This window comes from Anaerosinus sp. (assembly GCF_965318445.1).
Genome location: NZ_CBDNNH010000025.1, coordinates 131,024 through 146,190, shown reverse-complemented (window position 1 = coordinate 146,190; position 15,167 = coordinate 131,024). Strand labels below are relative to the sequence as shown.

Sequence of the window (15,167 nt, the reverse complement as noted above, 5' to 3'; positions counted from 1 at the left end):
TGATAGAAACAAGACTTTTTCAGTGACCGACCTATTGGCGTAGCGATTCACCTACGGTCTCAACTTGGTCACCCCATTTTATATAAATCGGAGGGACTCCCTTGCAATCAATAAAAACTGAAACGTGTTTAAAAATCTTTGTCCTTGCTCTGCTCATTTTTGTTATTGTTGCCATATATTTATTTAACCCTAACTTTTTCCCTTTATTATGGGCAATTACAACGAGCGGCGACATTGATAAAATCGCTGAATATCTACGCTCTTTTGGAGTTTGGGCAATGTTGCTTAGTTTTATCATAGATGTACTAATCAACGCGCTTGGCTTTTTGCCATCAATTTTTATTTCAACCGCAAACGGTGTTGTTTTTGGTATTGGCTGGGGAGTTGTCATTTCCTGGCTTGCAGAAACAGTAGGTGTTGTCATTAGTTTTATTTTGATGCGTAGTATTTTACGCTCTTCTGCGGAGCGATTAATTGCTAAGAGCAATTATCTGCAAAAAATTGATGAGTTCAGTGGTGAAAATGGCTTTAAGATGATGCTAATCGCCCGGACATTACCTTATTTCCCCTCGGGAATTATTACGGCCATCGGAGCACTCAGCCAAATCAGCCTACGAGATTACATTATTGCCAACCTAATCGGTAAATTCCCCTCAACTGCACTAGAAGTCATCATTGGCCATGATGCTGTCAACTATGATAAAAACATCGATCGATTAGCAATTATAGTAATCGTTGCCATCCTTGTATACGGCGGTATTCTCTGGTATCAAAAAAAGTTTAAAAAATAAAGCTGCCTATAGGCAGCTTTATTTTTTTAGCAAAGCATTCTCAAACGCTTAATCGTTCGTTTAAAATCATCACGGCTGAATTCAATGCTCGGTTCATAGTTTAATATATAGTTTTCGACATCTTCACTCGAAGTAAACACTTTTGTTTTCGTTGTTTTTACAAAAACACTTGCATCAGGGTTGCTAAAAACCAAAATTCCCTCCACCCATTGACGGCGTATTCCCTGACTACGCAGATATTGTGCAATATTATGGGCATGACGTTTTGTCTGCCTGATTGGATTTTTCATTTTATTACAATAAGTCCTTCCGTGCTTACCTATTTTTTCTTGCTTCCACTCATCCTCTTCTTCTGACCCACGAATAAATCCATTGTGATTCTTTACCTCTATTGCAAAAATTCCATTTTCACCAACAACTAGAATATCTATTTCATCTGCACATTTTTTTTCATTCAATCGACAATTAGTAAAAATTCGATATTGATTTGGCAAGTATTTTTTTAAGTGTTTTAGTATCTGTTTTTCTCCTTTTGCACCAACACGAAATATTTTTGCCCTGCGCCAATAATAATACGCCATAAAAAAGAAAATACATGGCAAATAGTTATATATATTACCAAAACTACTCCAATCACTAAACTTGAAAAGATATATCCAGTATACGATTGGCAATAAAAGCAAAATTATACTCCATAAAAAGTATTTACTCGCTTTTACGTTTAAACTTCTGCTTCCTTTATGTAAGATTGCCATAACGAATTACCCTTTCTTCTCTACCAACTGATTACCGTACTTGCTACGCCACCAAGAAATACTGCGAATCATTTCTACAGTTTCATTAATTTTCTTCATATCTGGCTCTTCCTGTGCATTTACGTTAAAGCGATATGGCTGTGGGCCAATTTCTGTTATTCCAATATCATCTGGCGTAATCCAAAAACCGTAATTTATCCCAATTACATTGCCTCTCGTCAAACTTTCTCCCAATGCATAATATTCAAAGCCTTTTGGTGCGATTAACTCCATTAGTGTTGCCGTGATATTAATATGACTGCCTGCCGCTCTTTCTGGCAGGCTATTTTTATCAATCCCCACACCACTAACAATAAGCGGAATTGCATAACGCTCGTATCTATTTGGAGTCTTATCTATATTCAATCTGTCCGCATGATCACCAACGATGATAAAAATACTGTCCGGATAAATTTCTCGAGCCTTACTTACAAAATGGGCCAGCTGCTTATCTGCATACCAAAAATGCCCCAATTTTTTTAATAAGTCTTCATCATTTTTCATTTCTTCTGGCAAGGCATTTCGAACTAACTCTTTATCAAATCCAGCTTTCTCTAAGTCAACAGTAAACGGCGAGTGGTTGGATACATTAAGTACCAAGTTAAAGCTCATCTTATCATTCTTACTACCATCTAACACTGCGTTGTACAAATATTCATCATCACAGCCCCATACATTACCTTCTGTTTCTCCATAATCACCGCGTCCATAAAACTTATCAAATCCCTGTGCCAACGCAAAATCATGTATCCGCTCCCACGAATTTGGTCCTGCATACCAAAAACACGTCTCATAGCCAAGTTTTTTCATATTCACTGCAATTGCCGTTGGATACGCTTCACGGTACGCTTCTGGTAAATGTGTCAAATATAAATTTGCATCAGCAAAACCTGTCAAAATTCCCATGACTCCAGAAATTGTGCTCATCCCATTAGGCAACATTGATCCAAGATAATCACTATCGGAGCGATTGATTATCTCTTTGACTCCATCCGCAATATGCAAATTCTCATATTTGGAAAGTAACGGCCAGTTTGCATAACTTTCCGAAACAATAAGAAAAACATGTTGCGGCGGTTTCTCACGCAAGCCAACAGCATGATGCTTTAAATAATCATCCAAATTATTTGAATTTAGCTTTTTTCCCGACAAAGCTTCAGCGTAATGTTGAATTTGCTCTGGCTCAAACGCTAGTCCTGTAGAACTCTCTAATCGGCTATCCATTTCGTAAGAGCGATATAATGCTTGCACATCATCGAGAATTGCTTCATTGAGTAATTGATCCTTCGTTACCCCAGCATTTTCCCAATCAATATCCCCAACATAGCTCAGGCTGCCACCAAAGCGAATCCATAAAATCGCCTGATAAAGTAAACAAATAAAAACCACGCGCAAACAAATCGTATAGTTCGCTTTAGACATGTGTGGTAACCGCCATATATGTCCCCAATTCTGCCACCACAAGAAAATACGACAAATGAAAAACCCCGCAATTCCGACCCCCAAAAGACGAACTGGCAGTTGAAACTCTTCTATTAAAGACATGAACAATGCATAGGTATCATCTTTAAACGTATTAAAAATCAATTGATTAAATCCTGAATGAAACTGCTCATAATATGGAATTCGCGCAAAGAATAGCAGCGTTAATAGAGCTATCCATATACAGCCTGTTATCTGCAAAAATTGCGTTCCTTTGTATGGACGATATAAATATCCAATACACCCAACCAAGAAACTGATTGCTGTTAAAAGTCCCATGCTTTTCATACTAAGCCTTAATCCGTAGAAAAGAGCAGTAACTATGTCCACCCCTTCTGTTGATGAACCCCAATATGTATACATCAAACCGATGAATAAAATTCTATATCCGCAAACCAAAAACAATAAAAAAAGAAATAACTTCCCAGCCTGCCATAATAACTCATAAAAGTTATCCCAATTCAGCACTTGTCGCCAATAATTCCCCAAAATTATAGCCCCCTCTCCTAAGAAAGTAAAATACTAGACAGTTTCTACTTAATTAGACAAAATCCTTTTACCAATATAAAAACAGCCTCGCAAAAGGCTGTTTTTATGAGGTATCCCACACTATCCTTTAATTTTAGATTAGCTCTATACTATATTGTGTTACTTTATTCTTCACTACATCACTTAATCCCATATCTATAATCATACCATCAAAATCTGTGATAGCAGCATATTTATAATTTCCATCATGGCTGAACTTATTTACTTCTGCCAATAAATAAGTCCGCCGACTTGTCTTTAATGCCGCATCTTTCGTCAAGCCGTCATCTACGCCATACGTCGTAACCTCATTATCATAGACATTAATTCCTGCTGCCCCCAAAAAAGCAATATCGAATTTAAATTGCAATAATATCTGTATCGTCATTGCGCCGAAAAAACCATCTCGCTCATCATTTAATTCTCCGCCGACAAAAATTACGCGTTGGGTCGCTTCTTTTAAAACGAGCAATACTTCAAGCATATTTGTAATAATTGTAATTTTTTTATTAGAAACTGCAATCAACTTTGCAACTTCAATATTTGTCGTAGAAAGATCGAGAAATACTACATCGCCCTCTTGTATCAGCTCTACCGCCTTACTAGCAATTATTCTTTTCCCTTCGAGATTCTGACATTTCCTTGCACTCACTTCGATCGCATGCGGATTAGAGCGAATACTAACCGCACCACCATAAGCGCGTTTTAATAAATTTCTTTTTTCTAATGATGCCAAATCTTTGCGAATACAATCTTCTGTAACATCAAAGCGTTCACTTAGTTCTTTGACTTTTACTTTTCCAAATTTACGCACCATCTCTAAAATTTGCTCTTTGCGTTCCTCAACAAACATCTTCTCACTCCAATAAAACAAGACTTAATTCAGGAAAATTTTAGCTTCATCTGAATTTTAGTCGCAATCGAGAATATTTCCATCAAATCATACTAAGCTGCCAACTTCCATCACCAAATAAATGTAATTGTTGCTTATGATATTGATGTAATGTCGAACGATGTCCAATACTTAAAATTGCAGCGTTCGGCAAATTTTCTTTTAATAATTTATACATCACAGCTTCCGTTTTTTCGTCAAGTGCTGACGTAGATTCATCTAAAAATACAATATCAGGTTTCGCTAACAAAACTCTGGCAAAAGCCACTCGCTGCTGCTCACCCAATGATAAGATTCGCGACCAATCATCCACTTCATTTACTCTATCAAAAAAATGTATAAGTTCACATTTTTCCATTACATTTTTTATTTCCTGCTGCGAAACCAAACTGTTCTCCTGTGGATACAGCAAGGCATCACGCAAACTTCCCAAAGGCAAATATGGACGCTGTGGTAAAAAGAAACACTGATGACCATCTGGAATCTGCACCTCACCTTCTCCAAAAGGCCAAATCCCAGAAATCGCTCGTAGCAATGTACTTTTTCCACATCCAGAATCTCCTGTAATTAAGATAGTTTCGCCAGGTGCAATATTAAAATTCAAATTGTTTAATAGCACACGCCCTGTTGGCAAAGTAACATCTAAAGATTTCACCTGGAAATTATTATCTTGAACAGGTTTGATTTGTGTTTCTCCTTGGATCTGTTCAACCTTTTCCATATTATTCGTAAAGTTCACTAAACGATTAACGACCGACTGCCACTGTGCAATCGTCGCATAGCTCTCAACAAAGAACGATAACGCCGTTTGTACTTTATCAAAAGCAGTCAAAGTCTGCATAATCCCGCCCCATTGGATCTGTTTGGCAAAATAAGCTGGTACAATCAAAAAGATTGGTACAATAATCGCAGTCTGCCCATAGATATTTACAAACCAGGACAATCTTTTTTGATATTTCATTAATGAAAAATAATTTTTCACTACAGAGCTAAAGCGCCCCTCAACATTTTTATTTTCCGCTTTTTCACCACCATAAAAAGCTATGCTTTCACCATTTTCACGATAGCGAATTAACCCAAAACGAAAATCCGCTTCTAAGCGCTGTTGATCAAAATTGAGTCTAACGAGCGGGTTCCCAATTTTTGTCGTTAAGTAGGTTCCACCAATTGCATAAATTAAGCATATCCATACCATATAGCCATGAATTTCAAGACTCATACTTCCAAGTGGCAAGGCAATGACACCTGACAACTGCCATAAAATAACGATAAAAGCAACTAGCGTTGTAATCTGCCGTAAAAAACCTAATAATAAAGTTAACGTTAATTCCACAAAATCGCGAATATCTTCCGTCATACGTTGATCAGGATTATCCGTTTGATTTTCAATCACCTGCATTTTATAATAATTGCGCGCCTGTGACCACTTGTCTAAATAAGACTTCGTCATCCACTTTCGCCAATTAATCTGTAACATTTGCCTTAAATAAATTGAATAAACCGATAGTGCAACATACGTAAATGCCACTACAGAAAAATATCCAATAAGCGGCAAAAAACTATCTTTATCATAATTTTGCAAAGATGTATAAAATTCGTTATACCATTGATTAAGTAAGACAAGTGCATAGACAATTGCAAAGTTCATTGCAATAACGATGCCAAAAAGCCCTCTCGCTTTCCACTTTTCTTCACTATTCCAATAACCTTTTGTTAACTTCCATACGCCTCGAAAAAAATCTCGATTCATATTTAATTTTTCCATATACTACCCCTCTACAAAACCATTTGGATGATTTTGATGCCATTTCCAAGCAGATGCAATTACTTTTTCTACATCTGTATATTCAGGCTGCCACCCTAGCTCTTTTTTAATCTTATCAGAACTAGCAATCAATATCGCAGGATCCCCTGCTCTTCTTGGCGTTATTTCTTTTTTTATCGTTATTCCCGTGACTTTCTCAGCCGTCTCAATAATTTCTTTTACCGAAAAACCATTGCCATTACCAAGATTATATACCGCAGACTCAGCGCCTTTAAATAAGGCTTTTAATGATAAAATATGCGCCTTTGCTAAATCATTCACATGAATGTAATCGCGAATGCAAGTCCCATCTTCCGTTGGATAATCATCACCAAAAATTTTAATCGCATCCCGCTTGCCTAAACAAGTTTGCAACACCAATGGAATCAAATGACTTTCTGGAGTATGATCTTCGCCAATATCTCCATGCTCATCCGCACCGCAAGCATTAAAATAACGCAATGCAATATACTTTAATCCATAAGCCTTTGCATAATCAGCCATCGCATTTTCCATAATTAATTTTGTTCTGCCGTAAACATTCGTTGGCTCTTTGCGTGCTGATTCGTCAATTGGAATCAGTTCTGGCTCTCCATAAACAGCGGCAGTTGACGAAAAAACCAGCTTATTTATTCCACACTCTTGCATTACATTCAGTAAATTCAAAGTCCCGTTCACATTATTATGATAATATAACCGCGGATTTTCCATCGATTCGCCTACTAAACTATATGCTGCAAAATGAACAACTGCTTCTATTTTATATTTCTCCATCGTTTCTTTTAAAAGCTTTGCATCGAATAAATCACCTTCAACGAAACAACTATTTTTTACAGATTCATGATGCCCTTTTATTAAATTATCATAAACGATGACCCTATGGTCTTCTTTTTCCAGCATTCGAACAGTATGTGAACCTATATATCCAGCTCCACCCGTAACTAGTATACGCAAAACATCCGCCTCCAATTAACATATTAATCTTCAGTATAAATTGATTTTTTTTACACTGCAACTATTTTAGGAAAATAATTGTGATTCATTCCCCTTGCAGGAAATCAACGAAACATGTAGAATGAGCTTTGAATAGCTGAAAAGAATGGAGGTATTTCCATGCCCGACTTAAACCCATTTCCAATACAATTAGCTTTATTCATTTTACTTTTTGCTAGCCTTGAAATTGCATTGATTATAAAAGACAAACATAAGCTTGCTGTCATTTTAGCCTGCTCTTTTACCTTAGTCTTTCCTCTTATGTTGCCTAAACCAATCGATACTGATTCAACGGTGCGTTTAACCATCGCTGAGCAGGAAGAGCTTGTCAAGGAACATGAAATATTTTCTGAATGGTATACCGACTACAACAAAACAATAGATCGATTGGATTCACTTTGGCAAAAATATCATCGAATTACTAGACTTGTCCAAGATGATGAAATTCAAATCATTAACGCTTCTATTCGGATGGACCAGATAAATGAAGATTCCCAAGCTATAAACGAAGAAATTGAAAAATTAAAAGTTCCCGAGCAATTATCGCCAGAAATACGCATGCAAATACAACAAATCATCACAAAAACACAAGAATATTCAAACCTTCAACACTTAATTGTTGAGAAAAGCGCACATGCATTAGATAGCCAAACTAGCAAGAATAAAAACCGTGAATTAATCGTTAGAGAATTACAATCAATATTAATTCTTAACAATCAACCAAATTTAGATGTTTTGCCCCATATTGCAAACATAAAAGATTACTTTTCCTCAAAAAAAATCTAATTTATACTTTCACCAGATTCAAAAAAGGATTGACCGCTTAACGCTGTCAATCCTTTTATGCTTCCATAACCATCGTGGTAACTGAATTTTTCATTTTCTTTGCATGGTATAACATGTGGTCCATTTCCTGTATTAAGTCGGTTGTTCTAGCAGCTTCTCCAACTTCAATTACTCCAACACTTACTGTTACATATTCACATTCTTCTGCCACAGTTTTACGAATACGCTCGGCAATCAATTTTGCACAAGCTAAATCTGTCTGTGAGAAAATAATAACAAATTCATCTCCACCTATACGGACAATTGAATCTGTAGCTCTTATATTTGCCTTTAATACATCAGCAACTTTTCTTATCGCTTTATCACCAAAATCATGACCATAACAATCATTAATTTTTTTAAAGTCATCCATATCAATTAAAGCTAGACATAAATCATTTCCGTTCTTCTCTTTATCTTTTAGTTCGGCTTTAATTCTAGTCGAAAAATATTTACGGTTCCAAGTGTCCGTCAAAAAATCACGATATGCCCAATGATGAAGAATACTTATAATTCTTCCGATTAACAATCCCAAGGAAGCTAATATCACAGTAAAAACCAGCCACATTGTGCTCATCGTAATATCGACAGCCCCTAACTCTACAGCTAGGGTGATTCCATACATAATCAACCCAACGAAAAGGCCGCCTATCCCCAAAACATATTTAGCATTTTGAAATAATTGATGTTTCACTTCTCTATCCCCTCGTCAAACATACTGCAAAATCCATTTTACTGAGGAACCCATATGCAAATTGATTTCCTTACAATCTCTTTGCTGAGAAAATAAGAAAAACTATCTATTTGCGCTTATAAGAAAAATATAATAAATGAAACGGTGGTAATTATTTTGTTTATCATAGCACAACCACCATATTTTGTCTATAAAAATTCTGACATAAGGCAAACAAAAAAATTCGACAACAAAATGCTTATTCCAGCATAATTATAGGTTTTCTCGAACTAAAATATACTGGTTGAAGTCCACATTCTTTAGCAAATGAATTCGCCGTTGTAAGATAATTTCCTACAGCTTGTGGCGTATGAGCATCAGACCCAAAAGTTACAAATTCCCCACCACTCGCTTTAAATTGCTTATAAATAGGCATTAAAGCATCTATCACTTTTTTATCGCCAAAACGCCTTGTATTAATCTCCATCGCTAACCCTTTATCAGCCGCAATTTGAAGAACTACGTCAATCTGCTCTTTAAATTCATGATAGTGAATTTCCGGATCGACATACTTCCCATAACGAGCAATATAATCTATGTGCCCTAACGAATCAATAAAATCATACACCTTCAGACATTTCAGCATAGCATCAAAGTATTCATTATAAACTTTTTCTTTTTCTCTACCTTGATAGAAAATATCATAATAGATATCAATATTTCCAACCATGTGAATTGAACCAATCACATAATCAAAAGGATACTGTATAATGACTTTTTTCAACGCTTCTAAACATTCTGGGCGCATTCCAATTTCAATTCCCAGCTTAACATCATTGCCGCGATATCTTTTATATTTTTTAAAATACTCATCAAAATCAAAAGTAAAATCGGCTAGATCAGGATAATTATAATCCAAATGCTCCGTTGTAACGATTCCAATTTTCTGTTTATTGGCTTCTCGTTTTGCCTCTTCAAATAACATTGTAGAATCGGCTGAAAAATCTGTATGTAAATGTGAATCAAAAATCATAAGACAAATCCTCCAAGTAAAACACCATTGAGCAATTACACATGTTATCGTGTAAACTTTTCTAAATCTTAAGCTTTATCTAAAAAAGCGAACTATCACTAGAATTTATTTTAACACCACGACAATACTTCTAACGTTAACTTTTTCTTAATTGCTGTTTTACCTTTTCATTGTTCAAGTAATGCTTTAAATCCTCTAACGGCATTGGCTTTGCATAAAAATATCCCTGCGCCATATCACAACCAATGCCAAGCAAAAACTCGGCTTGCTCTTTCGTCTCAACACCCTCACATACTATATTTAAATCGATATTCTTCGCCAAGACGACTACCTGCTTGATGATTTCACGCTGCTTTGCCGATACTTCACTTGGCTTCAAAAAACCTTTATCCAGTTTTAATATATTCACTGGAATTTCGTATAGTGCATTTAAAAAAGAATACCCAGCGCCAAAGTCATCCATAGAAATATTAAACCCATGTTCTCTAAATTTCGTTAAAACTTCAATTAAATATTGTGCATTATTCGTAAATGCACTTTCTGTAATTTCAAATTCAATATATTTCGGTTCAATATTATACTTTTTTGTTAATCCCATAATTTCATCATACAAATTTTTATTTTCAGCATGACATCTTGATAAGTTTATTGATACAGGTACAATATCCAGTCCCATTTCAACCCAATTACGAATTTGCTTTAGCACTTCCTCATAAACGTAAAGATCAAGTTTTATGATTGCACCTGTTTGTTCAAACTGTGGAATAAAATCATTTGGTGGAATAATTTTCCCATTCTCTTTTTGCCAACGCACGAGCGCTTCCACTCCTACCACATCTCCACTAGATAGGGTAACTTTAGGCTGATAATACACAATAAATTCCCGATTCGCTAATGCAGAAGAAAACGACCGCATCATTTCCGCACTTTGCCAAAATCTAAGTTTCATATTTTGATTATAAATATTATGTTTTGCCCCTAATTCATTCACATCTTTCTGCGCTAGTCTTGCATTATCAATCGCATGTAACACATTGATTGTTTTATCTTCAATAATATATACCCCGACTTTAGCGGAAATATTGCTTCCGGGATATTTTTTATTTTCACGCTCACTAAAATAACCACTATAATAGTTGATTTTATCCTTTATCATATTTTCATCAGCCTGATAATTTGACATTTCTGAAAACAAAATAAATTTATCGGCTGAATCTCGACAGCCACATAAAATCATTTTATTATGAAAAGTTAGCTCCTTAGCAAAGTCACAAAGGACATCATCACCCGCTTCATAGCCATATTTATCATTAAAGTACCTAAAATTCACCAAATTAATATAGATAATCGAAAATTTTTGTGTTGCATTGCTTTGCAATAAAATATCTGAAACTGTTTTTTTAAAATAATTAAAATTCATTAGCCCAGTCAATTCATCGTAACTTATTGCAATATCCAATAATTGATCAATTGTAATTGTTCCTTTAGCCAATGCATCTTTTAACTTCTCTATACAAACTTGCTTCAGATGATCATGCTGCATATATCTCTTAGTTATTTCAACTATAGATTCCACTTATATAGCCCCACTTTCACAACGTACCCTTGACATCTTTTAGATATATTCTGGAGTAATTTTTCTACAACTTATCTACTTTAAATATATTGAATACCATGGAATTTTTAGTCTATTTATCATTCTTATTTATATCGCTATTTCTTACGGTATTTCCCCCTCAGCCCTTTGCAGCGACCTAAAAAACCTTGCACTGCATTCATAACTGCAGCGCAAGGCTATCAATCTATGCTGCGCACTTCTCTCGGATACGAAAGCTCTTTACTTTTACTACATTTCCTGCAATTTCCGTTACATTTCAAAATTAGTAAAGCATTGCACCTCATGCATCTTAATTCATTTACATTTAAATTTTCATACCCACATTGAGGACAGACTATATTAATACAATGCTTCATTTAATAATCACCTGCGCTACAATGCCGCCGATGGCAAATGCAGCTACCCAGGACCCTAACCAAATTAACGCCCCTTCTAGTTTACCACGTTCCTTAAACATCACGATAACCGAGGCAATACAAGGGACAAATAAGGTAATCGTAATCAATGCAACAATCATCTGCGCCGGTTCTAACACCATATTTGCCAATCCCGCCGCACCAAAATCACGGCGAATTAGCCCCATAATAAATACATTTGCTGTCTCTTTTGGCAACTTTAATATTCCTGTGGTCAATGGTGCTAAAGCATCTTGGATTATGACTAATACATTGGTTACTTCAAGCGTCGTCACGATTGCTGCACCAAGTGCAAAAATCGGTGCAGCTTCTTTTATAAAAGCTACTGATTTCGTCATCATTTTTGTCAATACATTATCTAAGCGTGGTAATCGAATCGGCGGTAAATCAATAAGTAAATCCGTTGGCTTTCCCGGTAAAATCATATGAAGGGCTTTACCAACAACCCCTAGAGTCAATAACATCACCAATATGTAGACTACTATATATTTTGCTCCAATGCCAGCCAGCAGACCTGCGATAACACCAAGCTGAGCTGAACATGGAATGGCCAAACCCAGAAGCGCTACCGCAATCGTTCGTTCGCGTTCCGATCCCATTAATCGTGTAGAGATTGTTGCCATCGTTACACAGCCAAACCCGAGGATCATCGGAATAACTGCTCGCCCATTTAACCCTACCATATTCATGATGCGGTCAATCAACGTAGCTAAACGCGGTAAATACCCTGAATCCTCCATAATGGACATAATAAAGTAAAAGCCTAAGACCAAAGGTAACAAAAGACCAAACACATACGTTACCGTCATCGTCAATATGCCAAATTCACCAATTAAATATGCACCCAGAATTGAATATTCTGGAATAAATAAACCTACAACATTTCTGACTATTGGTTCATAATAGCCCCGCATAATAAGATCTTCTGTAATATCAACGATATCTTGTGCAACAAAAACACCAATTAAGTAGTACATCAACGTAACTGCCACAGCTAAAATAATGCTACCGCTTATTGGTCTAAGCATCATTCTTCCTATTTTGGTAGAAAGCGATGATCCTTCGTGAGTTATCGAAACAATACGATCAACAATTTCATTGACCCGTTCACGACGTGCTTGATAGATTGTTTCACGGTGCTCTCGAGGCATCGTTTTATGCCTAGCCGAAACGTGAATATCGCCCTCCGCAATTAGTAAGGCATCAGCTTGACTGCAAGTATCATCAACGATACCATGGATTGCTTTTCTTACATAATTAGGTTGTTTTCCAACTTGCGCTGCATAAAGCTTTTCCTTTACCTCTTTTATCCCAACACCTTTTACCGCTACAGCTGGTATAATTGGTACACCTAGTTCACTTTCTAATTTCTTCAAATCGATACGGATTCCTTGTTTACGTACGTCATCCATCATATTTAATACAATAACCATTGGAATTCCCGTATCAATCACCTGCAACGTTAGAAACAAATCACGTTCCAAATGAACTGCATCAACAACGTTAACAATAATATCTGCCGATAAAATAACATCTCTTGCTACTTTTTCTTCATCATTAAAAGAAGATATCCCATAGACACCTGGCGTATCCATCACAATATCTCCACCAAATTTCCCATGCGAAATATCTACCGTTGTCCCAGGGAAATTTGATACGTCAACATAAATCCCCGTTAATGCATTAAAAAAAACTGATTTCCCAACATTCGGATTCCCAACCAAAACAATTTTTTTCGCTCCATGGGGAATTTCTATATGAGAAAGTTCATCATGACATCCCACAAAACCACCTCAAACTTTCCTAACACCTGAATCAAGTCTTACTTTATATCAATTCCACTTGAATTCGCCTTGCCAATTGCCGTCCGATTGCAATTTCCTGTTTCGACCGCGATAGTACAATTGGGCCTGCAAAAATTTTTTCTATACAAACAACCTCAGAGCCAACGGAAATGCCAAAACGAATCGCTTGCGCACGTGCTTGTTGATCAGGAATATCCAATATTCTAATTCTCGCACCTCGCACAACTTCATCTAAGGTCATCTTTTAGCCCCCTTATATTTAAAGATTAACATTTTATTATACAATACAGGATTCATTGTATTAATATTGATTATTAATGTCAATACTACTGTAATAAAAGTATGCACAAAAAGCACGCCTATTCTTAATCATATAAAAACTGTAAAATTCGACAAAAAATCTTTATTTTTGTGCAAAACCCCATTGACTGGGTAGTTATACTACATCTATAATTGAATTAGTTATATTTACTAAAAGGACGTGAGTAAAATTAATACATCAGAATCTTATGAGGCTATCATAAAAAATAATTACAATACCTTACGATCCTCAGAAAAAAAAGTAGCAGATTATATCTTATTACATAGCAATTCTATTCATACAATGTCGCTCTCACAATTATCACTTAGCGCAGGAGTAAGCGAACCAACGGTGATGAGATTCGTAAAGAACCTCGGGTTTTCAGGCTACAGCCATTTTAAATTAAAACTGGCAAGTGATTTAGGCCGTGAAGCCGCATTAGATCACAATAATGATTTACTGATCGATCTTCACATTAGCCGCGAGGATAATACCAAAGATGTTCCCGCAAAACTTATCGCAATGACAACCAAAGCACTAGAAGATACCCTAAAACTCGTCGACATAAGAAATTATCAAAAAGCAATCGACATGGTTGTTAATGCCAGATTAATTGATGTATACGGCGTTGGGAATTCTGGCAGCATTGCAAATGACCTTACGAATAAATTTCTTCGCATTGGCTTAACGTGCCGTTCGTATACCGATAACCATTTACAACAAATTTGTGCTACACATCTAACAAAAGATGATGTTGCAATCGCCATCTCACATTCCGGTAGCACAATGGACATTGTCGATACCTTAAAACTAGCAAAAGAATCAGGTGCAAAAACAATTGCAATTACCAATTTTAAAGCATCTACAATCACACAATACGCGGATTTATGTTTCTTCACTGGCGACTTAGAAACATCCTTTTATAGCGAAACGATGTGTTCGCGTATTTCCCAACTCGCCTGTGTAGATATGCTCTATATGGGGGTTCTTCTCAACGACTATGATAAATATACACAAAGAATCAATAAAACAAACCTTGTTGTCAGTGCACGCAATTATTAAGCAAAACAGCCTTCTGATATAATTTTTCATATCAAAAGGCTGTTTTTACTTATTTTATCCGATGATTAACCCTCTCGTCTATCGAAATAATTGATTCACACAAACTCAAAGATTTTGGTTCTCTTCTTGTAAGACCCCCGTCTTCTACAA

At 36.1% G+C, this 15,167-nt stretch carries 13 protein-coding genes; 3 read left to right on the top strand and 10 right to left on the bottom strand.

The window, feature by feature from the left end:
* Positions 1-101: 101 nt before the first annotated feature.
* Positions 102-791, top strand: coding sequence for a TVP38/TMEM64 family protein (locus ACWZFG_RS12610; protein ID WP_177505538.1), 690 nt, complete (start codon positions 102-104; stop codon positions 789-791).
* Between the two features lie 26 nt (positions 792-817).
* Here the strand turns inward: ACWZFG_RS12610 and ACWZFG_RS12605 are convergent, their stop codons facing one another.
* The 5 genes from ACWZFG_RS12605 to galE all read right to left on the bottom strand — a co-directional run bounded on the left by ACWZFG_RS12605 (position 818) and on the right by galE (position 7,245).
* A complete protein-coding gene (locus ACWZFG_RS12605; RefSeq protein WP_455577750.1) occupies positions 818-1,372 on the bottom strand; it encodes a nuclease-related domain-containing protein in 555 nt (184 codons plus the stop codon).
* A gap of 180 nt (positions 1,373-1,552) precedes the next feature.
* Positions 1,553-3,556, bottom strand: a complete 2,004-nt coding sequence (locus ACWZFG_RS12600) for an LTA synthase family protein (protein WP_455577749.1) — start codon at positions 3,554-3,556, stop codon at positions 1,553-1,555.
* 133 nt (positions 3,557-3,689) lie between these two features.
* Positions 3,690-4,448 (bottom strand): DeoR/GlpR family DNA-binding transcription regulator, encoded by a 759-nt coding sequence (locus ACWZFG_RS12595; protein ID WP_177505540.1) that lies wholly within the window; start codon positions 4,446-4,448, stop codon positions 3,690-3,692.
* Between the two features lie 82 nt (positions 4,449-4,530).
* Positions 4,531-6,252, bottom strand: a complete 1,722-nt coding sequence (locus tag ACWZFG_RS12590) for an ABC transporter ATP-binding protein/permease (RefSeq protein ID WP_455577748.1) — start codon at positions 6,250-6,252, stop codon at positions 4,531-4,533.
* Between the two features lie 3 nt (positions 6,253-6,255).
* The gene (gene galE, locus ACWZFG_RS12585) at positions 6,256-7,245 is read right to left on the bottom strand and encodes a UDP-glucose 4-epimerase GalE (protein WP_177505541.1); all 990 of its coding nucleotides are present in this window, start codon (positions 7,243-7,245) and stop codon (positions 6,256-6,258) included.
* A 159-nt stretch (positions 7,246-7,404) separates the two neighbouring features.
* Here galE and ACWZFG_RS12580 point away from each other — a divergent pair, with 159 nt between their 5' ends.
* Positions 7,405-8,070, top strand: coding sequence for a hypothetical protein (locus ACWZFG_RS12580; RefSeq protein WP_455577747.1), 666 nt, complete (start codon positions 7,405-7,407; stop codon positions 8,068-8,070).
* Between the two features lie 55 nt (positions 8,071-8,125).
* Here the strand turns inward: ACWZFG_RS12580 and ACWZFG_RS12575 are convergent, their stop codons facing one another.
* From ACWZFG_RS12575 to ACWZFG_RS12555, 5 genes are all read right to left on the bottom strand, one after another.
* A complete protein-coding gene (locus tag ACWZFG_RS12575; RefSeq protein WP_455577746.1) occupies positions 8,126-8,803 on the bottom strand; it encodes a GGDEF domain-containing protein in 678 nt (225 codons plus the stop codon).
* A 238-nt stretch (positions 8,804-9,041) separates the two neighbouring features.
* The gene (locus tag ACWZFG_RS12570) at positions 9,042-9,815 is read right to left on the bottom strand and encodes a histidinol phosphate phosphatase (protein WP_177505544.1); all 774 of its coding nucleotides are present in this window, start codon (positions 9,813-9,815) and stop codon (positions 9,042-9,044) included.
* A 136-nt stretch (positions 9,816-9,951) separates the two neighbouring features.
* Positions 9,952-11,391, bottom strand: a complete 1,440-nt coding sequence (locus tag ACWZFG_RS12565; protein ID WP_455577745.1) for a putative bifunctional diguanylate cyclase/phosphodiesterase — start codon at positions 11,389-11,391, stop codon at positions 9,952-9,954.
* A gap of 394 nt (positions 11,392-11,785) precedes the next feature.
* The gene (gene feoB, locus ACWZFG_RS12560) at positions 11,786-13,633 is read right to left on the bottom strand and encodes a ferrous iron transport protein B (RefSeq protein ID WP_177505546.1); all 1,848 of its coding nucleotides are present in this window, start codon (positions 13,631-13,633) and stop codon (positions 11,786-11,788) included.
* 43 nt (positions 13,634-13,676) lie between these two features.
* A complete protein-coding gene (locus ACWZFG_RS12555; RefSeq protein ID WP_177505547.1) occupies positions 13,677-13,895 on the bottom strand; it encodes a FeoA family protein in 219 nt (72 codons plus the stop codon).
* Between the two features lie 240 nt (positions 13,896-14,135).
* On the opposite strand from ACWZFG_RS12555, the gene ACWZFG_RS12550 reads away from it, so the two are divergent.
* Positions 14,136-15,017 carry a MurR/RpiR family transcriptional regulator gene (locus ACWZFG_RS12550; protein WP_418627057.1) on the top strand — a complete coding sequence of 294 codons (882 nt, stop codon included), beginning with the start codon at positions 14,136-14,138 and terminating at the stop codon, positions 15,015-15,017.
* The last annotated feature ends 150 nt before the right edge of the window (positions 15,018-15,167 follow it).

Bases quoted from the DNA above. Each gene is read 5' to 3' on its own strand.
- ACWZFG_RS12590 (WP_455577748.1), bottom strand. From the start codon at position 6,252: ATGGAAAAATTAAATATGAATCGAGATTTTTTTCGAGGCGTATGGAAG.
- ACWZFG_RS12555 (WP_177505547.1), bottom strand. From the start codon at position 13,895: ATGACCTTAGATGAAGTTGTGCGAGGTGCGAGAATTAGAATATTGGAT.
- ACWZFG_RS12580 (WP_455577747.1), top strand. From the start codon at position 7,405: ATGCCCGACTTAAACCCATTTCCAATACAATTAGCTTTATTCATTTTA.
- ACWZFG_RS12605 (WP_455577750.1), bottom strand. From the start codon at position 1,372: ATGGCGTATTATTATTGGCGCAGGGCAAAAATATTTCGTGTTGGTGCA.
- ACWZFG_RS12570 (WP_177505544.1), bottom strand. From the start codon at position 9,815: ATGATTTTTGATTCACATTTACATACAGATTTTTCAGCCGATTCTACA.
- ACWZFG_RS12595 (WP_177505540.1), bottom strand. From the start codon at position 4,448: ATGTTTGTTGAGGAACGCAAAGAGCAAATTTTAGAGATGGTGCGTAAA.